This is a genomic window from Streptomyces aurantiacus (genome assembly GCF_027107535.1).
Lineage (GTDB): Bacteria > Actinomycetota > Actinomycetes > Streptomycetales > Streptomycetaceae > Streptomyces.
The window spans coordinates 5,945,469-5,971,251 of record NZ_CP114283.1 but is presented as its reverse complement, the minus strand read 5'-3'; the positions used below and the strand labels follow the sequence as shown (position 1 = coordinate 5,971,251).

The 25,783-nt window shown below is 71.6% G+C and carries 22 protein-coding genes and 1 pseudogene; 13 read left to right on the top strand and 10 right to left on the bottom strand.

From position 1 onward, the window contains the following. Positions 1-20: 20 nt before the first annotated feature. The gene (locus O1Q96_RS28775; protein ID WP_269250925.1) at positions 21-980 is read right to left on the bottom strand and encodes an alpha/beta hydrolase family protein; all 960 of its coding nucleotides are present in this window, start codon (positions 978-980) and stop codon (positions 21-23) included. A gap of 210 nt (positions 981-1,190) precedes the next feature. On the opposite strand from O1Q96_RS28775, the gene O1Q96_RS28770 reads away from it, so the two are divergent. Further along, a complete protein-coding gene (locus O1Q96_RS28770) occupies positions 1,191-1,610 on the top strand; it encodes a helix-turn-helix domain-containing protein (RefSeq protein ID WP_269250924.1) in 420 nt (139 codons plus the stop codon). A 115-nt stretch (positions 1,611-1,725) separates the two neighbouring features. Then, the gene (locus O1Q96_RS28765) at positions 1,726-2,136 is read left to right on the top strand and encodes a VOC family protein (RefSeq protein ID WP_269250923.1); all 411 of its coding nucleotides are present in this window, start codon (positions 1,726-1,728) and stop codon (positions 2,134-2,136) included. Positions 2,137-2,229: 93 nt separating this feature from the next. Here O1Q96_RS28765 and ppk2 read toward each other — a convergent pair whose 3' ends face one another. Next, a complete protein-coding gene (gene ppk2 / locus O1Q96_RS28760) occupies positions 2,230-3,246 on the bottom strand; it encodes a polyphosphate kinase 2 (protein ID WP_269250922.1) in 1,017 nt (338 codons plus the stop codon). A gap of 367 nt (positions 3,247-3,613) precedes the next feature. Here ppk2 and O1Q96_RS28755 point away from each other — a divergent pair, with 367 nt between their 5' ends. The 4 genes from O1Q96_RS28755 (at position 3,614) to O1Q96_RS28740 (ending at position 9,155) form a co-directional block, all read left to right on the top strand. Beyond that, positions 3,614-4,642, top strand: a complete 1,029-nt coding sequence (locus O1Q96_RS28755) for an ArsR/SmtB family transcription factor (protein ID WP_269250921.1) — start codon at positions 3,614-3,616, stop codon at positions 4,640-4,642. Between the two features lie 394 nt (positions 4,643-5,036). Continuing rightward, the gene (locus O1Q96_RS28750) at positions 5,037-6,479 is read left to right on the top strand and encodes an FG-GAP and VCBS repeat-containing protein (protein WP_269250920.1); all 1,443 of its coding nucleotides are present in this window, start codon (positions 5,037-5,039) and stop codon (positions 6,477-6,479) included. Between the two features lie 253 nt (positions 6,480-6,732). Continuing rightward, positions 6,733-7,518: a cyclase family protein gene (locus tag O1Q96_RS28745; RefSeq protein ID WP_269250919.1), complete on the top strand. Its 786-nt coding sequence runs from the start codon at positions 6,733-6,735 to the stop codon at positions 7,516-7,518. Next, entirely contained in the window at positions 7,515-9,155 is a 1,641-nt protein-coding gene (locus O1Q96_RS28740; protein ID WP_269250918.1) for a thiamine pyrophosphate-binding protein, read from the top strand. Before O1Q96_RS28745 ends, O1Q96_RS28740 begins: the two co-directional genes overlap by 4 nt. A 57-nt stretch (positions 9,156-9,212) precedes the next feature. Here the strand turns inward: O1Q96_RS28740 and O1Q96_RS28735 are convergent, their stop codons facing one another. Further along, positions 9,213-10,112 (bottom strand): NAD(P)-dependent oxidoreductase, encoded by a 900-nt coding sequence (locus O1Q96_RS28735; protein WP_269250917.1) that lies wholly within the window; start codon positions 10,110-10,112, stop codon positions 9,213-9,215. 211 nt (positions 10,113-10,323) lie between these two features. Here O1Q96_RS28735 and O1Q96_RS28730 point away from each other — a divergent pair, with 211 nt between their 5' ends. Together O1Q96_RS28730 and O1Q96_RS28725 are read left to right on the top strand one after the other, a co-directional pair. Further along, positions 10,324-10,929, top strand: a complete 606-nt coding sequence (locus O1Q96_RS28730; protein ID WP_269250916.1) for a TetR/AcrR family transcriptional regulator — start codon at positions 10,324-10,326, stop codon at positions 10,927-10,929. Between the two features lie 112 nt (positions 10,930-11,041). Further along, a pseudogene (locus O1Q96_RS28725) lies at positions 11,042-11,296 on the top strand (LbetaH domain-containing protein); the annotation flags it as partial. A gap of 34 nt (positions 11,297-11,330) precedes the next feature. Here the strand turns inward: O1Q96_RS28725 and O1Q96_RS28720 are convergent. Further along, positions 11,331-11,870 (bottom strand): hypothetical protein, encoded by a 540-nt coding sequence (locus O1Q96_RS28720; protein ID WP_269250915.1) that lies wholly within the window; start codon positions 11,868-11,870, stop codon positions 11,331-11,333. 22 nt (positions 11,871-11,892) lie between these two features. Continuing rightward, positions 11,893-12,156 carry a hypothetical protein gene (locus tag O1Q96_RS28715; RefSeq protein ID WP_269250914.1) on the bottom strand — a complete coding sequence of 88 codons (264 nt, stop codon included), beginning with the start codon at positions 12,154-12,156 and terminating at the stop codon, positions 11,893-11,895. 236 nt (positions 12,157-12,392) lie between these two features. Between O1Q96_RS28715 and O1Q96_RS28710 the strand changes: the two genes are divergently transcribed. Then, positions 12,393-12,935 (top strand): MOSC domain-containing protein, encoded by a 543-nt coding sequence (locus O1Q96_RS28710; protein WP_269250913.1) that lies wholly within the window; start codon positions 12,393-12,395, stop codon positions 12,933-12,935. A gap of 86 nt (positions 12,936-13,021) precedes the next feature. Here the strand turns inward: O1Q96_RS28710 and O1Q96_RS28705 are convergent, their stop codons facing one another. The 3 genes from O1Q96_RS28705 to O1Q96_RS28695 all read right to left on the bottom strand — a co-directional run bounded on the left by O1Q96_RS28705 (position 13,022) and on the right by O1Q96_RS28695 (position 14,848). Next, complete coding sequence (locus O1Q96_RS28705; protein WP_269250912.1) at positions 13,022-13,552, bottom strand: GNAT family N-acetyltransferase; 531 nt, start codon at positions 13,550-13,552, stop codon at positions 13,022-13,024. Positions 13,553-13,748: 196 nt separating this feature from the next. Beyond that, positions 13,749-14,129, bottom strand: a complete 381-nt coding sequence (locus tag O1Q96_RS28700; RefSeq protein WP_269250911.1) for a VOC family protein — start codon at positions 14,127-14,129, stop codon at positions 13,749-13,751. 179 nt (positions 14,130-14,308) lie between these two features. Continuing rightward, positions 14,309-14,848 carry a helix-hairpin-helix domain-containing protein gene (locus O1Q96_RS28695; protein ID WP_269250910.1) on the bottom strand — a complete coding sequence of 180 codons (540 nt, stop codon included), beginning with the start codon at positions 14,846-14,848 and terminating at the stop codon, positions 14,309-14,311. A gap of 202 nt (positions 14,849-15,050) precedes the next feature. Between O1Q96_RS28695 and O1Q96_RS28690 the strand changes: the two genes are divergently transcribed. After that, entirely contained in the window at positions 15,051-16,715 is a 1,665-nt protein-coding gene (locus O1Q96_RS28690) for an alkaline phosphatase D family protein (protein WP_269250909.1), read from the top strand. Positions 16,716-16,929: 214 nt separating this feature from the next. After that, positions 16,930-18,294: an alpha-lytic protease prodomain-containing protein gene (locus O1Q96_RS28685; protein ID WP_269250908.1), complete on the top strand. Its 1,365-nt coding sequence runs from the start codon at positions 16,930-16,932 to the stop codon at positions 18,292-18,294. A 192-nt stretch (positions 18,295-18,486) separates the two neighbouring features. Here the strand turns inward: O1Q96_RS28685 and O1Q96_RS28680 are convergent, their stop codons facing one another. Beyond that, positions 18,487-20,691, bottom strand: a complete 2,205-nt coding sequence (locus O1Q96_RS28680) for a serine/threonine-protein kinase (protein ID WP_269250907.1) — start codon at positions 20,689-20,691, stop codon at positions 18,487-18,489. 277 nt (positions 20,692-20,968) lie between these two features. Between O1Q96_RS28680 and O1Q96_RS28675 the strand changes: the two genes are divergently transcribed. Together O1Q96_RS28675 and O1Q96_RS28670 are read left to right on the top strand one after the other, a co-directional pair. Next, on the top strand, positions 20,969-23,089 hold the full coding sequence (locus O1Q96_RS28675; protein ID WP_269250906.1) for a SpoIIE family protein phosphatase: 2,121 nt from the start codon (positions 20,969-20,971) through the stop codon (positions 23,087-23,089). An 87-nt stretch (positions 23,090-23,176) separates the two neighbouring features. After that, a complete protein-coding gene (locus O1Q96_RS28670) occupies positions 23,177-24,166 on the top strand; it encodes an SDR family oxidoreductase (RefSeq protein WP_269250905.1) in 990 nt (329 codons plus the stop codon). Between the two features lie 142 nt (positions 24,167-24,308). On the opposite strand, the gene O1Q96_RS28665 is transcribed toward O1Q96_RS28670, so the two are convergent. Next, on the bottom strand, positions 24,309-25,583 hold the full coding sequence (locus tag O1Q96_RS28665) for a cytochrome P450 (RefSeq protein ID WP_269250904.1): 1,275 nt from the start codon (positions 25,581-25,583) through the stop codon (positions 24,309-24,311). Positions 25,584-25,783: the final 200 nt, after the last annotated feature.

Here is a 25,783-nt window from a genome sequence, read left to right as displayed (position 1 = left end):
GCGTACGGCGTCTCCTCGGCCTACTTGGAGTCGACCCGTCCGAGGGGGTCGGGGCCGGTCGTCAGTGCGTCACGCGCCGTCTGCCACGCGGCATCCCCGGGACGGAGTGCCGAGCGGAGGTAGGCCCAGGTGAGCCGTGCGACCGCTGCCACCCGCTCGGGGTTCTCGTCCGTGGTCTCGGCGACGTCGTATCCGGCGACCCCGCCGAGTCCGTGCTCCGCGTCGAACAGGGTGAGCAGGGACTTGGGGCCCGGGGAGAGGGTGTACGGATCGGCATACCAGTCCGCGCCCGCGACCGTCAGGTGGGTGGCGGTGTCCTTGTCGCCGGCGACCACGAGCGCGGGCGTCGTCATCCTGGAGAAGTCCGTGGTCAGGAGGAAGGGGAGGCTCTCGGCCGCGGACTCGGTGAGGGCGTCGCCGCCTCGGCCGGGCGCGGCGAGCAGCACTCCGGCCTTGATCCGGGGCTCGGTCAGGTTCACCTCCGTGCCGTCGTGCGGATCGGTGAGCCGGGCGCCGAGCAGCAGGCTCGCGGTGTGCCCGCCCATGGAGTGCCCGGCGACGGCGACGCTGCCGTGGTCCAGGCGTCCGGAAAGCTGCGGGACCAAGGACTCGATCACGTCGAGCCGGTCGAGGATGCGCCTCATGTCCTCGGCTCGCGACCGCCAGTAAAGGGGTGCTCCGGGGGTGGCGGGATCCAGGCTCAGCGTCCTCGAACTCAGATGGGTCGGCTGGATCACGACGAAGCCGTGCGCCGCCCAGAAGTCGGCGAGGGGGGCGTAGCCGTGCAGTGAGGAGAGGTGGTTCGAGTAACCCTGTCCGTGTGAGAGGAGGATGACCGGCAGATCGCTCCCGGTCACGGGTGCGGAGACCCGCATCTCCAGGTCCACGGCCCGGTCGGGAGCCGGCAGCACCACCGGACTGACGGAGAGAACGGGAGCGGGCGGGGTGAAAAGGTCGGCTGTACGGGTCGGTTCGCTCATGGTGCGGTGTCCCTTCGATGGCCTTCGCCGCCTGCCGGATGTCTCGTCGGCCGGCGGCGGGTGGGGCGGGCAGGAGCGCCCGGTTTCGGTCGCGCCGAAAGCGGAGCGTTGTTCCGTTTACGTTACGGAACACAGTTCCGTTTTGTCAACGGCGTCGAGCCCGTACGCCGGACCGTCATCGCCCGTGGGCGGCCGTGGTGTGATGGCGCTGTGAGCCGCGCCGCAGAGGAGACCAACCGCCGCATGCTGCGGGCACGCGACGCGATGGACCGTGCCTACGCGCAGCCGCTGGACGTCCCGGCCCTCGCACGGATCGCCCATGTGTCCCCGGCGCACTTCACGCGTACCTTCCGTGCCACCTTCGGCGAGACGCCGCACCGCTACCTGCAGCGCCGCCGGGTCGAGCGTGCGATGTTCCTGCTGCGGGAAACCGGCCGCAGTGTGACGGACATCTGCTTCGAGGTCGGCTTCGGCAGTCCGGGAACCTTCAGCCGGACGTTCAGCGGCATCGTCGGCCGCTCGCCGCGGGCCTACCGGCAGGAAGCCGGTCGCACGGCGGACCCGACGGGACCGGCCTCCGCGGGCGTGCCGACGTGCTTCACGATGGCGTGGACACGGCCGCGTGCCTGACCGTCCGCTCCCGGCGACCGGCGTGCTCACCGCCCCGGCGGCCCCGGCCTTCGCGTTCGCCGACTGAGCAGTTCTGGATAAGTTTCCGTCCGGTCCCCTCGGTAGCGTGACGCGCATGTTCACCGCAATCACGCACTCGCAGATCTACGTCCTCGACCAGGACGAGGCCCTCGACTTCTACGTCGGCAAGCTCGGCCTGGAGGTCAACGCCGACGTCGACCTCGGCTTCATGCGCTGGCTGACCGTCGGCGTCCCCGGCCACCCGGAGCGCCAGATCCTGCTGGAGAAGCCGGGACCCCCGGCGATGTCGGAGGAGACAGCACAGCAGGTTCGCGAACTGGTGACCAAGGGCGTCATGGGTGGCCACCTCATCCTCGGCACGGAGGACTGCCGCAAGACCTACGAGACGCTGCTGAGCCGGGGCGTCGAGTTCACCGAGGAGCCCACCGAGCGCCCGTACGGCATCGACTGCGGCCTCCGCGACCCCTTCGGCAACAGCATCCGCCTCACCCAGCCGAAGGCCTGAGGCCTGTTCGGCGGCCTGCCGCCGAGCGCCCATCGGACTGCGGACTGAGTGGGACGGCGGCCGGCACTCCGCGTACCGAGGGCTTCGAGACGCTCAGGTCTTCTCTCCGGGGCCCGGCGACTCCTCGGGGTGGCGGCCCGAGCCGTCGCTGAGGGGCGACAGGGGTGTGGGGGAGAGATCCGTCGGTTCCTCACCGCTCTCCAGCAAGGTGTCGGCGGCCCCGATGATCTGCGGATCGGCCGTCCCCACGGCCTCCTCGTCCTTCGCCGCGTAGTCGCAGTGCAGGAGCAGATGGCGCATGGCCTCGAGGCGGCCGCGACGCTTGTCGTTGCTCTTCACCACGGTCCACGGCGCATAGGGCGTGTCGGTCGTGCGGAACATGTCGACCTTCGCCTCGGTGTAGGCGTCCCACAGGTCGAGGGAGGCCAGGTCGGTGGGGGACAGTTTCCACTGCCGGACGGGGTCGACCTGGCGGATGGCGAACCGGGTGCGCTGCTCGGCGCGCGACACCGAGAACCAGAACTTGACCAGCAGGATCCCGTCATCGGTGAGCATCTTCTCGAAGACGGGCGCCTGCTCGTGGAAGTGCCGGTACTGGGCCGGCGTGCAGAAGCCCATGACCCGCTCCACACCCGCCCGGTTGTACCAGGACCGGTCGAAGAAGACGATCTCACCGGCCCCCGGCAGATGGGGGACGTAGCGCTGGAAGTACCACTGCCCCGACTCCTTCTCGGTGGGCTTGTCCAGCGCCACCACGTGGGCCCCACGCGGGTTCAGACGTTCGGTGAAACGCTTGATGGTGCCGCCCTTGCCCGCCGCGTCGCGCCCCTCGCACACCACGACGATCCGCTGGCCGGTCTCCCGCACCCACTTCTGCAGCTTCAGGAGTTCGATCTGCAGAATCCGCTTCTGCCGCTCGTACGCCTGCCGGCGCAGCTTCGTCTCGTACGGATAGTTCTCGCGCCAGGTGTCCAGCGGCTTGCCCTCGCCGTCCAGGAGGACAGGCTGCTCGGGCCGCTCCTCGTCCACCAGCAGTCCGGCGAGCAGCCTCGCCTCGACGGCGGGGTCGGCACCGTTCGCGGCGGCCGACGCCTTCTGAGGATCAACCACAGGTGGTCCCTTCGTAGCCCGGCAGCCGCTCTCGCCGGTGGATCGGCGCAGGGTCCCGCCCCCGTCAGAATGGCATGCGAGCGCGCGCCCGGCGCCCTGGCCCGGTCACGGTCGTCCATCCTGTGGCTGCTCACCCGCCGGTTACCCCGATGCCATGAACAATCACGGCGGTCCGCCGACCGTCGGAGGCGCACGGCTCCGCCGGGGGACCGCCCTCGCCGGTGCAGTCGCGGCGCATCGCTCAAGGGGCCGAGCGGAATCGGCCATTGCGCGCCCGGGTTCCGGACCTTGTGCAACTCCTGTCACGCCGAGCGGCTCTAATCCAGTACGGGACGACTTCCAGCTCGGGAACGCACATGGGGGAACCATGCTCAAGTTCCACTTCACGGACGCCGACATGGCCCGCATCCGGATGGCGGCCGGTCCGGACCCCCTGTGGGAGCTGCTGCTCAGCCTGCACCTGCTGAGGGGAACCGACGGGTCTGTCGTGTTCGGCGCGTGGAGACGGCACGTCCGCAGCCGGCTGCCCGGCACCACCCGGCTGCTGTTCGATCTGGCACCGCCCCGTGGGTATTCAGCCGATTTCCTCACGCCGCTGCCCGACCGGGGCGAGTTGGAACCGGGGATCGACGCCGTCCTGTCGACCCCTCGCGGTCGGCTCAGGCACGACGTCGCCCGTCTCGCCGCGGTCCGGCCCCTGGGTTCGCGAACCCTTTCGCTGGCCGAGGCGGGCTCCGACGCGATGCTCTGCCTGGGCGCGGCCCTGCGCGGATACTTCGACGTGGCGTTGCGGCCGTACTGGGCGCAGGTGGGCTCCTCGATCGAGGCGGACCGTGCCGTTCGCGTCCGGGCGATCCTGGACGGGGGCACCGAGGGCATGCTGGCCGCGCTGCACCCCTCGCTGCGCTGGCAGCCCGGTGTCCTGACCGTGGCCAGCCCCCATGACCGCGACATCCATCTCGACGGGCGCGGCCTGCTCCTACTGCCCTCCTTCTTCTGCTGGCGGGCCCCCATCACGCTGCGCGATCCGGAGCTTCCTCCGGTGATCGTCTATCCGGTGACCCATGACCTCGGGTGGTCGCAGACCGATGCCGGTCAGGGCCGCGACGCGCGGGAGGCGCTGGGCACCCTGCTGGGGAGGACCCGTGCCGACCTTCTGGCGGCCATCGCCGACGGCGGTGGATCCACCAGTGAGCTGGCCCGGCGGCTGGTCGTCTCCCCGGCGTCGGTCTCCCAGCACGCCGCGGCGCTGCGCGACTCGTGCCTCATCGTCACGCACCGCCGAGGGCAGAGTGTCCACCACAGTGCCACCGCCCTCGGGAGCGCGTTGCTGGACGGCCACCGGCGCATCCCGCAGCCGTCCCGCCCGTCACCAGCGCTCACGCGCCCGACGTGAACACCCCCGCGCCCTCCTGAGCCGCATCGGGCGGTCGGCGAGCCACCACCCCGCGCCGGACAGCCCCGGCAACGGCAGCCCGACGAGCAGCCACGGCAGCACGCCGTCGTTCTCCGTCGGCTCCGCACGTGTCCAACCGGCGGCCACGAGCGGTCAGTTCACGGCGAAGTACCACAGCAGCCACACGGGCACGACCCCGGGAACCCGAGCAGCAGATTGACCTCGGCCGCTGCCGCCGACCACTTCCGCATGCGCTCATCCGACCATGCCGTGCCCGCACGGGTTCTCCCGTGGATCATGTACGCAACCGAGTACAACCCTCGGCACGTGTGCGCGGTCGTACGGTCAGGAGATGAGCCCTCCGGCCCATCCGCAGGCAAAGAGAAGGACTTTCGTGCGCCCCACCAGATTCGCACTGACCGCGGCTGTCGCGGCGGCCCTGGCAGGCAGTTCGCTGCTGGCCGCCCCCGTCGCCACCGCCGCTCCGGCCGGACTGGCCGACGACTTCAACGGCGACGGACACCGTGACCTCGTCCTCACCGGCGGCAGCCACGGCGCCGACGGCCGGGTCACCGTGGTCTACGGCACGGCGGGCGGCCCCGGCACGCGCACGCAGATCCTCCATCAGGACTCGCCGGGCATTCCGGGCGCGGTCGAGAGCGGCGACGCCTGGGGCTCCGCCGCGGCGACGGCCGACCTGGACCAGGACGGTTACGGGGATCTGATCGTGGCCTCGCCCGGCGAGAAGGTCGGCGAGGTGGACAAGCGCGGCGGACTCACCGTCGTCTGGGGCGGCAGCACCGGCCTCGGCTCCGGCACCGTCTTCCACTCGCCGTACACCAACAGCAGTACGTACGGGGACTGGTTCGGACAGGCCCTGGCCACGGGGGACTTCGACGGGGACGGCGACCAGGACATCGCCTCCGCCAGCCAGAGCGACGCCGGCGCGGTGGTCCTGAACGGCCCCTTCACCCGCGGCGGAGAGCACAGCGGCCAGGTGGCCCTCGGCGACGCGTACGGCTACCTGAGCGTCGAGCAGCTGGTCGCGGGCGACGTCGACGGCGCCGGTGCCACGGACCTCTACCTCATCGGCGACGACCTCGGCGACGACGACTCCAGCCATGTCTTCGGGTTCCTGCACCGCGGCGGAGCGTCGTTCACGCAGCGTGCCGGATCGGTGCGGGTCCCCGACGACGGCGGCGGATTCGTCGACGGCAGCGAGCGCACCGTGGTCGCGGACTTCGACAAGGACGGTTACGGCGACCTCGCCTTCGGCCGCGGCTACGAGAACACCGACCAGGGCCGCGGGTCGGTCGTCGTGCACTACGGAAGTGCGGGCGGCGCAGTACAGCGCGTCGAGACGCTCACCCAGGCCACACCCGGCGTCCCGGGAACGATCGAGAACGACGACGGGTTCGGCGCCGTGGTCAGCGCGGGCGACGTCAACGGTGACGGGTACGCGGATCTCGCCGTCGGGTCTCCCGGTGAGGCCCTCGGTACGGTCGACCAGGCGGGGGCGGTCACCGTGCTGCGCGGTGGCCCCGGCGGCCTGACCGGCACCGGAGCGGTCGCCTTCGACCAGGACTCCGCGGACGTGGCCGGAGCACCGGAGAGGGAGGACCGCTTCGGTTCCGCCGTCAAGCTTGCCGACTACACACAGGACGGCCGCGCGGAGCTGGCGGTCGACACCAACGAACAGCTCGACAACACCCGGTGGGGCATGGTGCACCTGCTCAAGGGCTCGGCGTCCGGCATCACCACGACCGGCGCCAAGCACCACACCGTCGTCACCCTCGGCCTGTCGTACCCCGACCTGGGCGGGCCCTTCGCCAAGTAGTCGCTCCGCGCGTACGCCGACGGCGACCGCGGCGGTCCGCACCCGCGACGCGCCGTCCGCCCAGGTGGTACGCCGACGCGCCACCCACCGCGGTGGCGCGTCGGCGCGCGGACCCGCCGCGGTGGCATGCCTGCTTCGTCCCCCCACGCCGGTTTCGTAGCTGCATACCTGTACCGACATCAGCGCATTCATCTGAGCGGCCGTCATATCGGGCTGGCATGCTGTCAGTTCTCCCACCGTCTCAGGAGGCGCCATGACCGAGCCGTCCGTCCTCGCCGCGCTGGTGTCCGGGCTGCGAGGAGGGTCCATCGAGATCGTCGACCTCACGTCGCCGCTGTCGTCGTCGACCCCGGTCATCCAACTGCCGCCCGAGTTCGGCCAGACGGCGGTCTTCGAGCTGGAGGAGATCAGCAGGTACGACGACCGCGGGCCGGCCTGGTACTGGAACAACTTCCGCAGCGGCGAGCACACCGGTACCCACTTCGACGCCCCGAACCACTGGGTGACCGGCAAGGACCTCGGCGATGTGGCCTCCGTGCCGGCGAGCCGCCTGATCGCGCCGGCCGCCGTGCTGGACTTCACCGCGCAGGCGGCGGAGGACCCTGACTTCCTGGTGGAGGTGGAGCACGTGCGGGCCTGGGAGGCGGAGAACGGGCCGCTGCCCGACGGCGGCTGGCTGATGCTGCGTACCGGCTGGGACGCCCGCTCGCACGCGCAGGAGGCGTTTCTGAACGCGGACGGCGACGGCCCGCACACGCCCGGCCTGTCAGCGGAGTGTGCCCGCTGGGTCGCCGAGGAGTCCCCCGTGCTCGGCCTCGGTGTCGAGACGGTGGGCACCGACGCCGGACGCGGCCACTCCTTCGATCCGGCCTTCCCGTGCCACTCCTACCTGATGGGCAGCGACAAGTACGGACTGACCCAGCTGCGGAACCTCGCGGTGCTGCCCCCGACCGGCAGTGTCGTCGTCGCCGGACCGCTTCCCATCGTCTCCGGCTCGGGGTCTCCCGCACGGGTGCTCGCGCTGGTCGAACGCTCGTGAAGGTCGCGGAGGCCGTCGGCCGGGCGTTGTGCTCGGCCGGGGTCGGTCACGTCTTCGGCGTCGTCGGATCGGGCAACTTCCATCTGACCAACGCCATGGTCGCGGCGGGCGCGCGCTTCGTCGCCGCGCGCCATGAAGGCGGTGCGGCCACGATGGCCGACGCCTACGCGCGCACGAGCGGCACCCTGGCCGCGCTGAGCGTCCATCAGGGCCCGGGCCTGACGAACGCCATGACGGGCGTCGCCGAGGCGGCCAAGAGCCGTACCCCGCTCCTGGTTCTCGCCGCCGAGGTGACCGAGCCCCGATCCAACTTCCACATCGACCAGGAGGCGCTGGCGCGAGCGGTGGGCGCGGTCCCGCTACGGATCACCTCGGCCGAACTCGCGGTGGGGCAGGCCCGCGCCGCGGTGGAACGAGCCCTGCACGAGCGGCGCACCGTACTGCTCAACCTTCCCCTGGGCGTACAGGCCCTGGACCTGCCCGAGGGCTTCCCGGCGCAGGCCGGGCCGCCGTCGGAACGGCCGGCGGTCGAGCCGTCGGCGGACGACGTGGCGGCGCTGGTGCGGGTGCTCGAACGGGCGCGGCGGCCGGTGTTCGTCGCCGGCCGGGGATCACGCTCGCCGGGTGGACGGGCCGCTCTCGAAGCTCTCGCCGAACGCCACGGGGCGCTGCTGGCGACCTCGGCCGTGGCGCGTGGCCTGTTCCACGGCAGTCCGTGGTCGCTCGACGTGTCCGGAGGGTTCTCGTCGCCGCTGGCGGCCGAGCTGATCGGGGCCGCGGACGTGATCGTCGGCTGGGGCTGCGCCCTGAACATGTGGACGATGCGGCACGGCCGCCTGATCGGTGCGGACACGACCGTGGTGCAGGTCGACGACGACGCGTCGGCGCTCGGTGCGCACCGCGAGGCGGGGGTCGAGGTCACCGGCGACGTGGAACGCACCGCGCGGCGTGCGCTGGAGACGGGTGGCGAGCCGCGGCAGGGCTACCGGACCGCCGGCACGGCCGAGGCCATCGCCGCGCGTGTGCGCTGGCGGGATGTCCCGTACGACGACATGAGCACCCGCGAGCGGATCGACCCGCGAACGCTGAGCATCGCGCTCGACGACCTCCTTCCCGCGGAGCGTGTCATCGGCGTGGACTCGGGCAACTTCATGGGCTATCCGAGCATGTTCCTGTCGGTGCCGGACGAGAACGGCCTGTGCTTCACCCAGGCGTTCCAGTCGATCGGGCTGGGACTGGCCACCGCGATCGGCGCGGCCCTGGCGCGGCCGGACCGGCTCGCCGTGGCGGCGCTCGGGGACGGCGGAGCCATGATGGGCGCCGCGGAACTGGACACGGTGCGCAGGCTCGGTCTGCCGATGGTCGTGGTCGTGTACAACGACGACGCCTACGGCGCGGAGGTGCACCACTTCGGTCCGGACGGATATCCGCTCGCGACGGTCGAGTTCCCGCCGACGGACATCGCCGCGGTGGCCCGGGGCCACGGCTTCGAAGCGGTGACCGTGCGGACCCGGGCCGATCTGCGGGCCGTCGAGGACTGGCTAGCCGGGCCGCGGTCCGCACCCCTGCTCATCGACGTGAAGGTCGTCGCGGACCGGGGAGCCTGGTGGCTGGAGGAGGCGTTCCGCGGGCATTGAGCAGGACGGCTGCACCCCCGCGCCGGTCGTGCGGGCGCGCAGGAACACGCGAGCCGTTCAGCTGTCGGGTGTGCCGGCGAGACGTGCGCCGCCGGTCCGGGCTTCCAGCGCGTGGAGTACGGCCACCATGTCCTCACCACCGTGCCCCCGCTCGACGGTCTCGTCGAAGAGGGTGTGGCAGATGTCGAGCAGCGGGGAGGCGAGGCCCGCCGTGCGGGCGGCTTCGGCGATGAGCCGGTTGTTCTTCAGGACGTCCGCGGCGGCGGCCTGGACGGTGAAGTCACGGGCGAGCAGTTTCGGCGCCTTCATCCGGGACACGGCGCTGGCCATGGGGCCCGCGTCCAGCACCTCCCCGAGCAGACGCCGGTCGAGGCCGTGCCGGTCGGCGAAGTGGAACGCCTCGGCCAGCCCTGTCACCAGTGTGATCAGGAACAGGTTCACGGAGAGTTTCATCAGCAGCGCGTCCGGTACCGGCCCGCAGGCGAACGTCTGCCGGCACACGGGGGCGAGCAGGGGCCGTACGGCTTCCACGGCGGCGGAGTCACCCGCCAGCATCCCCACCAGCTCGCCCTGTTCGGCCGGTACCCGCGAACCGGAGACCGGAGCCTCCACGTACCGGCCGCCCGCGGCTTTGATGTCGTCCTGAAGACCGGCGGAGTACTCGGGCGAGGTCGTGCCCATGTGGACGACGGTGTGATCCGCGACGTGTGCGGCGAAGTCGGGGGTGCCGCGTCGGAGGACCGTGTCGATCGCCCTCTCGTCGGCCAGCATGAGGATCACCGTGCCGGCTCTGTCGAAGACCTCGGCGGGGCTCGCCGCGACCTCGGCTCCGGCGAGGCGCAGGGGCTCGCACCGGCCGGGGGTGCGGTTCCACACGACGAGGGGCGTCCCGGCGCGCGCGAGGTTGAGTGCCATGGGCTGTCCCATGACTCCGAGACCGACGAATCCCACGTACACGCTGTACCACCTTGTCCGAACCGGGGCCGGGTTGGGATCGGCGCAGGAACCGGGATGCGTTCAAGACCAGGACCAGGACCAGGACCCGGACCGGGCCGCGGTAGAGGTCGAATCGGAGACCGGCTATGACAGCGGTCATAGTAGCTGCACCTATGACGACGGTCATAGGGTGGTGTGGCGGGAAGTTCCCGGACGGCGGTGGAGGTCGAGGATGACAGCGGCAGAGACGTCCGGGCACGGGCCGCGCGAACGGATGGTCTTCAGCGCGGCCCAGCTCATCCGGCGTGACGGGGTGACGTCCACGGGGATGCGCGAGGTCGCCACGCACGCGAAGGCACCGCGGGGGTCCCTGCAGCACTACTTCCCCGGCGGCAAGGAACAGCTCGTCAACGAGGCCGTGGACTGGGCGGGACGATACGCGGGCAATCGCGTCGCCCGATTTCTGGCCGCGCTGCCCGATCCGGTGCCGAGCGGACTGTTCGCGGCGATGGTGCGTCAGTGGACCGAGGAGTACGAGACCGACGGGTTCGACCGTGGCTGTCCCGTGGTCGCTGCCACGGTCGACTGCGCGCAGTCCGTCGAATCCACGCGGGAGGCCGTAGCCGCCGCGTTCGCCGCCTGGACCGGTCCGGTGGCCCGTGCGCTGACGGACATGGGCGTGCCCGAAGACCGGGCCGCCGCGCTCGCCACGCTCATGATCAGTGCCCTGGAGGGGGCGATCCTCATCGCCCGGGCCGAGCGGGACGTCCGCGCGCTGACGACCGTTGCCGGAGAACTTGGTCCCGTCCTCGACGCGGCGGTGAGAACGAACGGCTGACCTCCGGGGAGGCGCCGCGGCCGACGAGGTGACCGACCAGGTGCCCTCCCGCCCGGCGCCGAAGCGGGTACCGCCCTTCCACGGGCCGTCGCACTCCCTGTGGGCCTTGGGCATACCCGGCGTCCGTATCGGTCATGGAGCCGTCATCGCCTCCGGGACCGTCGTGGTCGACGACGTGCCCGACCACGGCATCGTCGGCGGCAACCCGGCCGGACTCCTGCGCCGTCGCTACAGCGACGAGGACCTCGCGCGGCTCCTGGCTGTCGCCTGGTGGGACCGGCCCGCCCTGCACATCAGCGAACACATCCGGACCATCATGTCCGGCAGCGTCGACGAACCGGAGGCCGAGGCCCCGACGCAGGCGTAGCCGCGGATCCCCGCGAGCGCGGCCCCCGCGACGGCTACCGCTGCGGTAGCGGCCGCCGGGCCCGGCCGTCGGCCGTCAGGGCCGCGTCCATGGTGCGCAGCCGACGGTGCTGGCTGGTGCTGTTCACGATGCTCCAACCGAGGAAGACCACGGTGAACAGCGCGAAGCCGATGGTCTCGCGGGTTCCCGCGGTCAGGGCCGTCAGGACTGTCACGGAACAGAAGAGGGCAGCGAGGAAGGCCAGCGCCGCCACACGGTGACGCGTGCGGTGCAGGCGCTGGTCGACCAGATTGCGCATGGCCTCGCGCTGCGCCGGGTCGACGGGCACGTCACCCTTGCGCAGTTTCCGGTCCAGCACGACAAGACTGTCCGTGCTGCCGGCGGCACGCTTCTCCCTGCGCCGTGCGACGAGGACGACAGCGATGCCTCCGGTCGACGTGAGAGCCGTACGCACCACGACCGAGGCCGCCGACGAGCCCGGGAACAGGAGCATGACCAGGGCGGCGGCGCACAGGATCGACAGCGCGAACTGCAGCCACAGGTGTTTGCCGAGAAAGGCGTTGACGCGGTCCATGCTCTGTCACTCCTGTCTTCGGTCAGAGACGGGTCCGCCGGCGGACTGCCGTGAGGCGCAAGGTCAGGGCGATGGCGAGGAGGACCCAGGCCACGGCGCTGTAGACCCAGTCGCCGGTTCCACTCACGGTGCCGTAGGCGCTCCACACGGCCCACAGGGCCAGGACGGTGAAGAGCGCGGTCCATGCGATGTCCAGGAGCCGGACGCGCAGTTGCCCGCGTTGCTTGGTCCCGCGTTCGAGGGTGCCCAGCTCGGACGGCTGCGGTGTGCTGTCTCGCGGTGTCACGACTCGTCTCCCCTTCCACTCGTGCCCGCACTTCCATGCGTGCTTGTACGGTGATTCCGCGTACCCCGCGTTGTGTACAGCAACCGGTCAAAATGTCGACGGCAAACGGAAGTTCGGACTCCGGGCCACTCGGTGAGCCGTCCGACGCGGTACCACCGGGACGCCGGTCTCCCGGCACCGACTCCCTGCGCCCGACAGGTTCGAGGAAGCACGGGTCAAGGGGAGTGGACATCACGATGGCGCAGGTCACGGCTGTGAGCCGGAACAGGACGTACTCCTTCGGCAAGCCGAACCGTACGAGCATCACACTTATCGCCGGCCTCGGGGTCGAGGACGACGTCCACGCGGGGGAGACCATCAAGCACCAGTTCCGCATGACGTACGAACCGGATCTGCCCAACCTGCGCCAGGTGCACCTCATGCACGAGGAACTCTTCGACGACCTCGCCGCGAAGGGCTTCACCGTCACTGCCGGTCAGCTCGGCGAGAACATCTCCACGCGGGGGATCGACCTGCTCGGCCTGCCCACCGGCGCGCTGCTGCACCTCGGCGAGGAGGCTGTCGTCGAGGTGACGGGCCTGCGTAACCCGTGCTCGAAGATCGACGTGTTCCAGCGGGGCCTGCTGAAGGAGGTCTTCGAACTCGACGCCACGACAGGTGACTTCGCCTTCAAGTCCGGGATCATGAGCGTGGTCCGGACAGGGGGGACCGTCCGGCCCGGTGACACTGTCGGCGTCGAACCTCCCACCGGCCCACACCGTCCGCTGGAGCGTGTCTAGCACTCCAGCCGTGGACGGCGAAGGGGGCCGGTGGCCCGCCGGGTGACGAACCCGGCGGGGCACCGGCCCCTCGTCGGCGCAGGGGCCTACCGCTGCGTCAGATCCGCCTCGGTCGCCCGGAACCGGTGCAGGTACTCCTCGGAAGCGACCCGTTGGAAACCGGCCTTCTCCAGCACGCGGACCGAGGACGGGTTGGACGGCTCCACGGTGGCGTGCACGGCGTGCACCCCTGCCGCGGTGAGCGCGAACTCCGTCAGGGCACGGATGGCCTCGGAGGCGTAACCGCGACCGCGCCGGGTGGCCACGATCCCGTAGCCGATCTCGATCTCACCGTCGGCGGGCGGCCAGAACAGGCCGATCGAGCCGACCACCAGACCGCTCTCGCGCTCGACGACCTGTCGGTGACCGAACTCGCCGAGCCACTCCTCGTGCTCCGCGAAGAGGCCGACGATCACCCGGTCGCCTTCCGCGGGGAAGTCCTCGGCCCAGTGGGGGAGTCGGCCGCCCCGCAGGACGGCAGCGGCCTCGGTGGTGGACCACGACCTCAGGACGAGGCGATCGGTGACGAGCTGATCCGCGCCGGTCGATGAGAAGGAGGAAGAGGGAGAAGAAGACACGTGACACTCCTGGTCGTTCGTACGACCCGGCCCACGCTCAACGGCGCACGGACCGGACAAGGGCATGCGGAACACGGCCGACGGCAGCCATATTCATCAACCTCCCCTGCCACACAGTGATCACGAGACCTTCGCGCGGGCGACGCTAGTCATGACTCCAAGGGCCCGGCAACCTCATTTCGCGCCCACCCTCGGCTCAGGCGCGCACGAACAGACAGAAAGGGTGGCCCGCGGGGTCGAACAGGACCCGGACGTCGTCCTGGGGCTGCACGTCGGCCAGGGTCGCACCCAGGGCGGTGGCGCGCGTGACCGCCGCCGGCAGGTCGTCCACCTGGATGTCCACATGAAGCATCATCTGCTGCTCCTCCGCCGTGGACGGCCACCGCGGACGGACGAAGCGCGGCTCGGTCTGGAAGGACAGGCCCGCTCCGCCGCCCGGCGGGACGAGCCTGACCCAGCCGGGCTCGTCCTCCTCCGCGGGCCAGCCGAACAGGCCCTGGTAGAACGTCGCCAACTCCCGGGCATCCGGTGCGTCGAGCACCGTCGAGGACAGTGTGAAGTGCGGGGGCGTTTTCATGTCGTCACGACTACCCGCCCTGCTGCGGGTGACAACGGACGCGGACCGTCGACATCGCGAACGCCGGCCGCGACCCGTCCGACCCACGACTCGCACTTCGCGCGGGCGTCACCCGGCGCGCCGGACATCAGCACACAAGGGCGCCGGCACATCGGGGCGCCACGGCCCGGGACGGAGCATCACGCACGCAGGGCGAGCCCTCGCTGCTCCAGCGCCTCCGACAGGATGCGCACGGCCTTCGGGCCGACGCCGTGGAGCGCCAGAAGCTCGGATTTCGTGTGCTGCGCCACCAGTTCGAGCGTGGTGAGACCCGCGCCGAACAGCGCCTGGGTGGCCGGCCTGCCGATTCCGGCGGGCAGGTCGCCGTCGGGATCGTCGGCCGAGGCCTCCGCGGCAGCGAGCGCCGCCGCGAGCCGTTCGGGGGCGCGGCTGGACCACGACGCGCGGACCAGGGCGTTGAGGTCCTTGCCGTCGATGTCGGCCAACGGGACGCGGAAGCCGATCCGGGTGCCCGCCAGGACCAGGAGTTCGCCGGTCGGGTGTGCGGCCGCGGCGGCGGCCGCCTCGTCGTGCGGCAGACGCAGCCGCACATGGCCGTCGTTGTCCATGGAGACGAAGCCCCTGCCCCGGACCGAGAACGCGACCCTGCCGAAGCGGCCTCCCTCCTCGACCTCCGGGAGGGCGAGCGCGGACTTGCGCAGGTGGGCCAGGACAGTCATGGGCCGAGTCTCGCACGCGCTCGCCGGCACTCGGCCGGCGCGAACACGTGAGTCGCACCGAGGGGCATGGACGTCTCCGGGCCCCCGCGCCTGCCGGAATTGTGAACTTTATCTGTTTAGCATGCGGTGATCCACTTCCTGTGGCCCCGCCGCTCGTAGCTCGTGGGTCCCCTTGTGTCATCAACCGCGAGAGGAGGCCGCCATGACCCCGGCAGGCCGTCGCAGAGCGCTGACGTCGGACACCTCTTCACGGCACGACTGCGAATCACGGGCCGCCGCACGGCATTTCGGGCGCCGCCGCTTCCTCACGGTCACCGCCGCGGCCGCCGCCCTCGCCTTCAGCACCAACCTGCCGGCGCGGGGAGCCTCGGGCGTGGCCGAACTCGACGCGGCGAGGATTCCCAGCGATCCCTTCACGCTCGGCATCGCCTCCGGAGACCCACTGCCAGGCTCCGTACTGCTGTGGACCCGGCTCGCGCCCGTCCCGTACGAGCCGGGCGGAGGCCTGCCCGAGCAGTACGTCGTCGTCGAGTGGGAGGTGGCCTCCGACGAGCGCTTCAGCCTGCCTGTCCGCAGCGGCACCACCATCGCCCATCCCGAGTACAACCACAGCCTGCACATCGAGGTCGACGGCCTCGAACCCGACCGTGTCTACTACTACCGCTTCAGGACCGGGGCCTGGATCAGCGAGACCGGCCGTACGCGCACGGCACCCGCCACCGCTTCCGCCGCCGCGAAGCTCACCTACGCGGCCGTGGCCTGCCAGGCCTACCACGACGGGTACTTCACGGTGCACCGCCATCTCGCCCAGGACGACGTGGACGTGGTCTTCCACCTCGGCGACTACCTCTACGAATACGCCGTGAACTCCGCGGGTGGCGCGCGCCACTACACGGACCGCGAGCTGCCCGACTTCTTCAACCGCGAAGTCATGACACTCGAGGACTACCGCCTGCGCTACGCCCTCTACAAGAGCGATCCGGACCTGCGGGCGGCCCACGCGCGACATCCCTTCGTCGTCACCTGGGACGACCACGAGACCGAGAACAACTACGCGGGCGACATCAGCGAGAACAACGACCCGCCGCAGGAGTTCCTGCTGCGGCGCGCCGCCGCCTACCGGGCGCACTGGGAGAACCAGCCCCTGCGCAGCGCGCAGATGCCCAGCGGCGCGGACATGCGGCTCTACCGACGGCTCCAGTGGGGCTCACTGGCGCAGTTCGACGTCCTGGACACCCGCCAGTACCGCTCGGACCAGGCGTACCGGGACACCAAACACGTACCCGGCGCCGAGTCGGACGACCCGGCACGCACCCTCACCGGCGCGGCGCAGGAGAGCTGGCTGATCGACGGCTGGGGTGCCTCGCAGGTCCTGTGGAACGTCATGGCGCAGCAGGTGTGCTTCTCGCAGCGCAAACTCGACCTCGGCGCCGAGGCGAAGATGTCCATGGACGCCTGGGACGGCTACCGGGCCTCGCGGCGCCGGGTCCTCGACGGCGCGAAGGCGGCCGGGGTCGAGAACCTGGTGGTCATGACGGGGGACGTGCACGTCGGGTACGCCTTCGACATCAAGGAGGACTTCGACGATCCGGCGTCCGCGACGCTGGGCACGGAGTTCGTCGCCACCTCGGTGGCCAGCGGCGGGGACGGCGTGGCCAGGCCCTCCAACTGGGACACGTACCTCAAGGCCAACCCGCACCTGAAGTTCTACGACGGGCAGCGCGGCTACGTGAGGGTCGCGCTGGACCGCCGGACGGCCCGGGCCGACTTCAGAACCGTCTCCGCCGTGACGACGCCGGGCGCACCGATCACGACGGCCGCGTCCTTCGTCACCGAGGCGGGCACCCCGGGTATCGAGCGCGTCTGACGAGGGCCGGCCTCCTCACCGGCACCCTGCTTCCGACCCGTCGAAGGACATCGGTACCTGGTGTTGCGGTGCGTCGGCATCCGGTACTGCGCCGGGCGGGCCCTCCAGGTCCTCCGAAGCGCGGAACCGGAAGGAAGCGGACATTTTCTGCGCCCATGTCGGCAAGGTCTAGGTTCTCGACGCCTGCTGACACCAACACCGAGGAGTCCCCCCGATGGCCCACAGACACCTGGGCAGAGCTGCCTGTGCCGCTCTCACCGCGCTCGGCGCACTCGTCCTCACCGGGCTGCCGGGGGCCGCGGCCGTCGAGCCCCCCGCGCCCGCGCCGGCACCCTCCTCGGCCGAGACCCTCGGTGCCGACAGGCCGTCCGCGACCGTCCTGCGCGCGCTGCGGCGTGACCTGCGGCTGACGGGTGCACAGGCCAAGGCACGACTGGTGAACGAGGCGGAGGCCGGCACCCGGGCCGGCCGGCTCCAGAACGTCCTGGGCAAGCGCTTCGCGGGTGCATGGGTGCACGGCACGACCTCGGCCGACCTGACCGTCGCGACCACCGATGCCGCGGACGTCTCTGCCATCACGGCGGGCGGAGCGAAGGCGGTGGTCGTCAAGAACGCGATGGGGGACCTGGAGGCCGCCAAGGCGAAACTGGACGCCACCGCGGGCAGGGCCCTCGACACACCGGTTCGCTACGTCGACGTGCGGACCAACCGGGTGACGGTGCAGGCGACGAGCAGCGCGGCCGCCGACACCCTCGTCGCGACCGCGGGGATCGACCGGGGGCTGGTCGACGTCAAGGTGTCGGAGGACCGCCCGCGCCCCCTGTACGATGTCCGCGGCGGTGACGCCTACTACATCGACGAACAGGCCCGCTGCTCCGTGGGCTTCTCCGTGTCCAAGGGCGACCAGCCGGGCTTCGCCAGCGCCGGGCACTGCGGAAAGGCCGGGGCCAGGACCGCCGGCTTCAACAAGGTCGCCCAGGGCACCTTCCAGGCCTCGGTCTTCCCCGGCCAGGACATGTCGTGGGTGAGCGTCAACAGCGAGTGGAACGCCACCTCCGCAGTCAAGGGCGAGGGCGACCTGAACGTGCAGGTCGCCGGTTCGGTGCAGGCCCTGGTGGGCGCGGCGGTCTGCCGGTCCGGGTCCACCACGGGCTGGCACTGCGGAACCATCGAGCAGTACAACACCAGCGTGAGCTACGCCGAAGGTGCCATCGCCGGAGTGACGCGTACGACCGTGTGCGCGGAGCCGGGTGACTCCGGCGGCTCCTACATCTCGGGCGCCCAGGCCCAGGGCGTCACGTCCGGGGGCTCGGGCGACTGCAAGAGCGGCGGAGTCACCTTCTACCAGCCCGTCAACCCGCTGCTCAGCGCCTTCGGTCTGACACTCAGGACCGCCCCGGCGCAGAGCGGCATGCCCGCCCCGGAGGACGCCCGGACGAGTGGCTGGGCCGCCGGCCAGGTCTACGAGACCGGAGCGCGCGTGACCTACGACGGTGTCACCTACCAGTGTGTGCAGGCGCATCAGGCGCAGGGAGTGTGGCAGCCCCGTCTCACGCCGGCCCTGTGGCAGCGGCTCTGACGTTCACGAGGTCGGTGCGGCGCGGGTACCTGTCCTCGGACAGGTACCCGCGCCGCTTCGTGACACCCGCGGCCGTGCCCGTCACCGACCGGCCCAGCCCTTCACGCCTCGGCCGGCAGCGCGAAGCCCACTTCCAGGCAACCGCGGTGCGGGAGGCGGCGGCAGCCCCGCAACGGTCCTTCTGACGGCGGATCAGTGGACGTCGCGCACCGAGAAGATGCCCGGACCGCTGACGCCGTACAGCACGTCGCCCACCAGCAGCGGCGGTGTCGAACTCGGCGTCAGCTCCTCGAAGGAACGGCCCTGCGTGTCGAACGACGGATCGGTCCGCCCGATCTCCTCGCCGGTGCGCGGATCGAGGGCGAGGACGCTGGTGTCCGGCATGTTGACGTACAACCGGCCGTCGTGGATGGCGGGTTCGCTGAAGACGCGCAGGTCGCGCGAGCTGGTCCACAGCGGCTTCCCGCGCTTCAGGTCGAGCGCCAGCAAGGTCTCGTTGCCGTAGTCGAAGACGTACAGGATGTCGCCGTGCACCAGCGGCGGCGCCTCCGGTTCGACGCTCCACGGGAAGTCGACGCGACGGGTCTTGCCACTGTCGAGGTCCTGGACGAAGAAGGCCGCGGAGCCGCCGGTGTCGCCTTCCCACTGCGCGTAGTACGCCGTGCTGTCGTGGATGGTGGCCAGCCACAGGTCACCCTTGGGTGCCTTGACCGTGCTCAGCGTCCTGCCCGTGCGGGCGTCGATGCGGGCGATGCCACCGGAGCCCCCGCGCAGATCGGCGTAGAGCGTTCCGTCGGGCCCCTCGTCGAACGGGCTCGACGAGGTGGAGCTGAACTCGCGTCGCCACAACTCCTCACCTGTGCGCGGTTCGTACGCGGCATAGCGCGCGTTGTGGGAGGGTCCGGGCTCGTCGAGTCGTACGAGGACGACGCCGCTCCGGTAGGCGAACGCGCCCACCGGACCGTCCAGATGCCACAGTCTCCTGCCGGTTCTGCCGTCGAAGGCGTCCAGGCCCTCGGTGCGGTCGGCGCTGTTCACGAACACCACTCCGTCGTGGACGTCGGGCGGGCGCACCGAGAAACTGCTGACCTTCTTCTTGCTCATGGGCTTCGTCCAGTCCAGACGGCCCGTCACGGGACTGAGCCGCGTCAGCGCGACCTTTTCGGACGAGCAGAAGACGCCGAGCGCGTCCGGTGTGCACGCCGGTCCGATGGCGAACGGATCGTCCTTGCCGGCCTTCAGCTCGTTGTGCCACGGCTTCCAGCCGGACGGCACCGAACCGCCGGACGCGGCACGCGGATCGGCCGCGCCGACCGAGCTCGCCGGGGTGTCGCCCACCAGGGCCGCCGAGACCGTACCCGCGACGCCGAGGAGCATGACGACGGCGAGGGCGATCCACATCTTCTTCCGGTGCCGCCTGCGCCCGGTCCGCCCGACCGGCTCGACGGCCGAGGTCTGCAGCTGCGGCCGCACGGTCACCGGCGTCAGGGACGGGGCCTCACCGGACACTCCGTCAGGCAGCTCCCGCGGCAGCACGGCGAGCGCGTCGAGGACCTCGGCGGACGTCGGCCGCTCGCCGGGCTCCTTCTCCAGGCAGGCCGACACCAACGGGCGCAAGGGCTCGGGCAGTTCACCCAGCTCGGGCTCGCTGTGCACGGTGTTGTACGCGGCGAGGTAGGCGTTCTCCGCCTCGAAGGGGCTGCGCCCCGTGGCCGCGTACACGAGCACCGCGCCGAGCGAGAACACGTCGACGGCGGAGCCGACCTCGCGCGGGCTGCTGAACTGCTCCGGCGCCATGAACGGCGGCGAGCCCATCACCATGCCGGTCTGGGTACGGACATCGCTGCTGGCCGCGCGCGAGATGCCGAAGTCGATGACGCGCACCACCCCGTCGTCGCCCTCGCCCTCCAGCAGCACGTTGCTGGGCTTGAGGTCCCGGTGGACGACCTCCGCGCGATGGATCTCCCGCAGCGCCTCGGCGAGTTCGGTGCCCAGGCGGCGCAGCGCGGGCCAGTCCAGCGGACCGGATTCGGCGACCTGCTCGGCGAGCGTGCGGCCCGCGACGAACGTGGTGGCCATCCAGGGCCGTTCCGCGTCCGGGTCGGCGTCCACGACCGGAGCCGTGAACGCACCGCTGACCCGGCGGGCGGCCGCGATCTCCTGCCGGAACCTGGCCCGGAACTCGGCGTTGTCCGCGTACCTCGTGTGCACGACCTTGACGGCCACGGCCCGGCCCGAGACCGATCGGCCGAGGTAGACGACCCCCATGCCGCCGCTGCCGATCCGCGACTCGATCCGGTAGCCGCCGACAGACCGCGGATCGTCCTCGCGCAGGGTCACCGCTTCTCCTTCACCGGTTCCGGCCTGGACGGCACCGGGCCCGGACCCTTCTGGCATGGACCGCTCACTCTAGTGGCCGACCTGCCTCTCCATGGCCCGTGCCCCGGATCCGGCCGGCCCCGCGAGCGATGTGCCCGGACGGCCGGGTGCCCGCGTCCCGCGGAGAGGCTGCGGCCACCTTGCCTGCGCCGAGAGGTGGGCCGACCGCTCGGTATGGGCGTAACGTCCCGTATGGGTGTGGCCGTGTCCGTCCGGCGGGGTCGCACCGTGCTCCGGGGGACCTGATGTCCGCCCGGGGCATCAGGGATCCGGCCCGCGTTGCTGGAGGTGCCTCGTGACCAGCACGGGTGATCCGGCCACCGACGCCGACGAACTGGACGCCGCGTTCGCGGAGACCGTGCGCCGCACCGGCGCGTCCATCGGCGCCCTCTACCTGCTCGCTCCGGACGAGCCGGTGCTGTGCCTGGACGTCCTGTGCGGTGCTCCGGCGGAGTTCGCCGCCCCGTGGACGCGGGTGCCGCTGGCGGCACCGGCCCCGGTGGCCGACGCCGTCCGGCACGGCCGGATGGTGTGGCTGGGCAGCCAGGACGAGATCGTCCGCTCCTATCCACGCACCGCGATGGCCCTTCCGTACCCGCTGGCGCTGGTTGCCGCACCGGTCTCCGGCGTCCGGCGGTGGGGCGCCCTGCTGCTGATGTGGCCGGCGACCCGGCCGCCGTACATGACCGGGCGGGAGCGGGTCCACATCGAGTCCAGCTGCCGCCGCCTGGCCCGGCTGCTGGAGGAGGACGCCGGACGCGGCGGGGCTCCGGACCGTGGCGACGGGCCGCGGGTCGTGCACACCGGGACCGGCCGTACGTCCGCGAGTCCGGCGTCGGCCGCCGCCGACTTCGTCGAGCGCCTGCCCGGCGGCAGTTGCGCCCTGGACCTGGAGGGACACTTCACCTACGTCGACTCCGGTGCCTGCCACCTGCTGGGCCAGGACGCCGGACGGCTGCTGGGAACACTGCCGTGGCAGTCGCTGCGCTGGCTCGACGACCCGACCTACGAGGACCGGTACCGGGCCGCGGTGATCAGCCGCGAGCCCGTCTCCTTCACCGCGTGCCGCCCCCCGGACCAGTGGCTCGAGTTCCACCTCTACCCGGACGCCAGCGGCATCAGCGTCCGTATCGTTCCCAGCGGGGCGCAGCCGCCCCCCTCACCGGCGTCCCGCCGGTCCGCGAGCACCGTCATACCGGCCCGCGCCGGGCAGCTCTACCAGCTCACCCACCTGGCGGCCGCACTGACCGAGGTCGTCGGAGTCCAGGACGTCATCGATCTGGTCGCCGACCAGATCATGCCCGCCTTCGGCGCCCAGGGCCTGGTCCTGTCCACGGCCGACGCCGGACGGCTCAGGATCAACGGCCACCGGGGCTACGCCTCCCACACCATCGAGCGACTCGACGGCCTGCCCCTCGACACCGACTTCACACCGGCCGGGCGCGCTCTCAGCAGTGGCATCCCCGCGTTCTTCTCGGACCCCGACGAGATGAGGCGCATCTATCCCGAGGCTCCGCAGATCAGCGGCAAGCAGGCCTGGGCCTTCCTGCCGCTGATCATCTCCGGGCGGCCGGTGGGCTGCTGCGTGCTGTCCTACGACGACCCCCGCGAGTTCCCGGCCGAGGAACGCGCCGTCATGACGTCACTCGCCGGGCTCGTCGCCCAGGCCCTCGACCGCGCCCGCCTGTACGACGTCAAGCACGATCTGGCCCACGGTCTCCAGCAGGCACTGCTTCCCCGCACCCTCCCCGCGGTCACCGGTCTGCGGGTCGCCGCCCGCTATCTGCCCGCCACCCGCGGCATGGACATCGGCGGAGACTTCTACGACCTGATCCGGCTCGGTGACACCGCCGCCGCGGCCGTCATCGGGGACGTCCAGGGCCACGACGTGGCCGCCGCCGCCCTGATGGGCCAGGTCCGTACCGGCGTCCATGCCCACGCGACCCGCGGCGCGACCCCCGGCCAGATCCTCTCCGGAACCAACCGGCTCCTCACCTACCTGGGCCCCGACCTGTTCACCAGCTGCCTCTACGCGCACCTCGACTTCGCGCGGCGGCGTGTGACGCTGGCCAGCGCGGGTCATCCGCCGGCTCTCCTGCGCCTGCCCGACGGCGCCACGCGGCCGCTCGACGTCCCGCCCGGGCCGCTCCTGGGGATCGACCCCGACGCCGAGTTCCCCGTGACCGAGATCCCGCTCACCGCCGGGCTGATGCTCCTCTTCTACACCGACGGCCTCGTCGAGACCCCGGGGACCGACATCGAGGACTCCATCGCCCGCCTCGCCCGGCATCTCTCCCACGCGGACGACCGGGACCTCGACCTGCTCATCGACGATCTGCTGGCACGGTCCGCCACCGGCGAGCAGCGGACCGACGACATCGCGCTCCTCGTCCTGCACGACGACACGAGCCGCTGACGGCAGAGGTGACGCGGCGATTTCGGGTACCCGTCCGCGGCGGAGCCGGCCCGAGGCGTCGGCCCGGTACATCCGAGGAGGTAGGCAATGGGACTGCGCAATCACGTGGTGGTGGTGACCGGAGCATCCAGCGGGATCGGCCGTGCCACGGCCGAGGCCTTCGCGCGCAAGGGCTGCGCTGTGGTTCTGGCCGCGCGCCGCGAGGAAGCGCTGCAGGCGGCAGCACGGGAGTGCGGGAAGCATCGCGGGGCACGGACGCTGGTGGTGCCGACCGACACGACGGACGTGAAGGCCGTCGAGGACCTGGCACGGCGGGCCGTGGAGGAGTTCGGCCGGATCGACGTATGGGTCAACAACGCGGCCGTCAACGCCTTCGGCCGGCTCGAGGACGTGCCGCTGGAGGACTTCCGCAGGGTCATGGACGTCAACGTGATGGGCTACGTGCACGGGGCCCGCGCGGCTCTGCCGGTGATGCGGGAGCAGGGCTCGGGCACGCTGATCAACATCTCGTCCGTCGTGGGTGCCGTCGCGCAGCCGTACAGCCACCCGTACAGCATGTCCAAGCACGCCGTCCAAGGGCTCGGATCGAGCCTCCGGCAGCAACTGCGCGTGGAGGGGGAGAAGGGCATCCGGGTCTGCACGGTGATGCCCGCGACCGTCGACACGCCGCACTTCGAGCAGGCGGCGAACTTCACCGGGCGCAAGGTGGTCGCCATGCCCCCCGTCCACTCTCCCGAGCGGGTGGCCAAGGCCGTCGTGGACCTCGCCCGTCGTCCGCGTCGTGAAGTGGTGGTGGGCCCCGGGGGACGCGCGCTGGTGCGCCAGGCCCGGGTGGCGCCCGCGAAGGCGGAGCGCATCATGGCCCGCCAGACGGACAAGAGGCATCTGGACCACGACGAGGAGGCTCCGGTCACCCACGGAGCGCTGCACGTACCGGCCTCCGGGGAGGGTGCGGTGCACGGGGGCTGGGGCGGGCGGCGCCGCACCGCGATGCGCAGGATGGTCGTCGCCGCCGCGCTGACGGGGGCCGCCGTGGCCGCCGGACGCCGGATGAACCGAGGCCTGGTGAGGGCCTGACCGGGACGGCCCCGCACAGGACCCGACCGGCCCCTGCCGTGAGAGAACGCGCACGGGCGGCTGCCGCACAGATGTGTGGCAGCCGCCCGTTTTTGGTCGGAGGCTCAGCCGTCTCGACGGCGTCGCGAGCCCGGCCCCGTGTTCACGGAGCCGCCCGCTGCGGGTCCCGGGCGGACGTGGGCACCCGCACGGCGCCCATGACGAACCCGCTGCGCACGCGGGCGGGCATGCGGGTCAGCGGGATGCGCAGATCCTGTACGGGCACGTCGTAGTCCAGTCGGGCCAGCCGTGGCGCGAGGGCCGCCAGCAGCGCGACCGTCACGTCCTCACCGGGGCACCGGTGACCGGCGGCGCGGTCCCCGCCGCCCTGCGGAACGAGTTCGTCGCGACGCGGCGGCCGCCCCAGGAAGCGCGGCGGGTCGAAGGCGTACGGCTCCTCCCAGAGACCGGGATCGTGGTTCTGTCCGTACAGGTCGAGCAGCACCAGGGTGCCGGCCGGGATCGGTTCCTCCCGCCACCGCAGATCGGTGACGGCCCGGCCGCCGAGGAAGGGCGCGAAGGGGTAGAAGCGCCGTAGTTCGTGAGCGAAAGCGACGTCGTACGCGGGATCGCCCTCGCGCAGCCGTTCCCGGACCTCCGGACGGTGATGCAGCGCATGACCCGCGAAGGCGACGAACCAGCACACCGCGACCGTCGGACGGATGACATTGAGGAGTTCGACCGCGGCGGTACGCGCGTCGAGGACCTGTCCGCCCGCGTCCCGGTGCCGGACGATCGCATCCAGTGCCGAGCCGGCCGGTGCGACGGCGGTGCCCTCCCGGATGTCCTCGACCAGTCGCTCCAGCCAGGCCTCGCTGTGCGCCCGTGCACGGCGCGCCCGCCAGTGGCGCGGCCCGGGCGAGGCGAACCCGTCGACCATGGCGACCATGTCGCGGGCCACCGCGGAGGCGTCGTCGAGGGGGACCCCGGCCCACCGGCAGACACCTCCGGTGAGGATCCGGCTCGCTTCGTCGAAGAGGACGACCCCGGGGCGGCCGGGCCAGGACCCGACGGTCTCGTCCCATACCGCAGCGACGGAATCGACGAGGCCGGCGACCGCTTCGGGGCCGGTGAGCTGGGAGAGGAACATGTCCTTTCGCAGGCGGTGGGCCTGTCCGTCGAGGGTGTGCACGGCTCCGTGGCCGAACAGGGTGCTCAGCACCGGGCCCGGAAGCGCCGTCCGCCGCTCCACGTGACGTTCGTCGTAGAAGAACCGGACCGCCTGCGGGCCGCGCAGGGCGACGGCGTGCTGTCCCATCAGCCGGGCGCGCACGACGGGACCGTCGGTGCGCTGCCACCGGCCTGGCAGCCAGCCGTACCCCTGGGCCAGGAGGGCGGGTGAGCTGTCGATGATCGGTGCGCGGGGGCTCTGGTTCATGCGCCCCGGGTGCCCTCGGGCCTTGAACGGGAAACTCGGCACGGACCGTCATGACCGGGCGGCCGGCGGTGGCGAGACCTGGCAGCGGGGGGACGGCCGCACTCCGGTGCGCGGCCCGGTTGACGACTGCCGGATTCCGGCAACGAACCTCCCGTCGCAGGGCGCACTTCGCCCATTACGGTTGCTCGGCCACCACAGAA

Excerpts from the sequence above, each read along its gene's own strand:
- O1Q96_RS28755 (WP_269250921.1), top strand. The coding sequence starts at position 3,614 with ATGCTCAAGTTCCACTTCACGGACGCCGACATGGCCCGCATCCGGATG.
- O1Q96_RS28665 (WP_269250904.1), bottom strand. The coding sequence starts at position 25,583 with ATGAACCAGAGCCCCCGCGCACCGATCATCGACAGCTCACCCGCCCTC.
- O1Q96_RS28685 (WP_269250908.1), top strand. The coding sequence starts at position 16,930 with ATGGCCCACAGACACCTGGGCAGAGCTGCCTGTGCCGCTCTCACCGCG.
- O1Q96_RS28745 (WP_269250919.1), top strand. The coding sequence starts at position 6,733 with ATGACCGAGCCGTCCGTCCTCGCCGCGCTGGTGTCCGGGCTGCGAGGA.
- O1Q96_RS28710 (WP_269250913.1), top strand. The coding sequence starts at position 12,393 with ATGGCGCAGGTCACGGCTGTGAGCCGGAACAGGACGTACTCCTTCGGC.
- O1Q96_RS28720 (WP_269250915.1), bottom strand. The coding sequence starts at position 11,870 with ATGGACCGCGTCAACGCCTTTCTCGGCAAACACCTGTGGCTGCAGTTC.
- O1Q96_RS28670 (WP_269250905.1), top strand. The coding sequence starts at position 23,177 with ATGGGACTGCGCAATCACGTGGTGGTGGTGACCGGAGCATCCAGCGGG.
- O1Q96_RS28695 (WP_269250910.1), bottom strand. The coding sequence starts at position 14,848 with ATGACTGTCCTGGCCCACCTGCGCAAGTCCGCGCTCGCCCTCCCGGAG.
- O1Q96_RS28765 (WP_269250923.1), top strand. The coding sequence starts at position 1,726 with ATGTTCACCGCAATCACGCACTCGCAGATCTACGTCCTCGACCAGGAC.
- O1Q96_RS28680 (WP_269250907.1), bottom strand. The coding sequence starts at position 20,691 with ATGCCAGAAGGGTCCGGGCCCGGTGCCGTCCAGGCCGGAACCGGTGAA.
- O1Q96_RS28690 (WP_269250909.1), top strand. The coding sequence starts at position 15,051 with ATGACCCCGGCAGGCCGTCGCAGAGCGCTGACGTCGGACACCTCTTCA.
- O1Q96_RS28775 (WP_269250925.1), bottom strand. The coding sequence starts at position 980 with ATGAGCGAACCGACCCGTACAGCCGACCTTTTCACCCCGCCCGCTCCC.
- O1Q96_RS28730 (WP_269250916.1), top strand. The coding sequence starts at position 10,324 with ATGACAGCGGCAGAGACGTCCGGGCACGGGCCGCGCGAACGGATGGTC.
- O1Q96_RS28700 (WP_269250911.1), bottom strand. The coding sequence starts at position 14,129 with ATGAAAACGCCCCCGCACTTCACACTGTCCTCGACGGTGCTCGACGCA.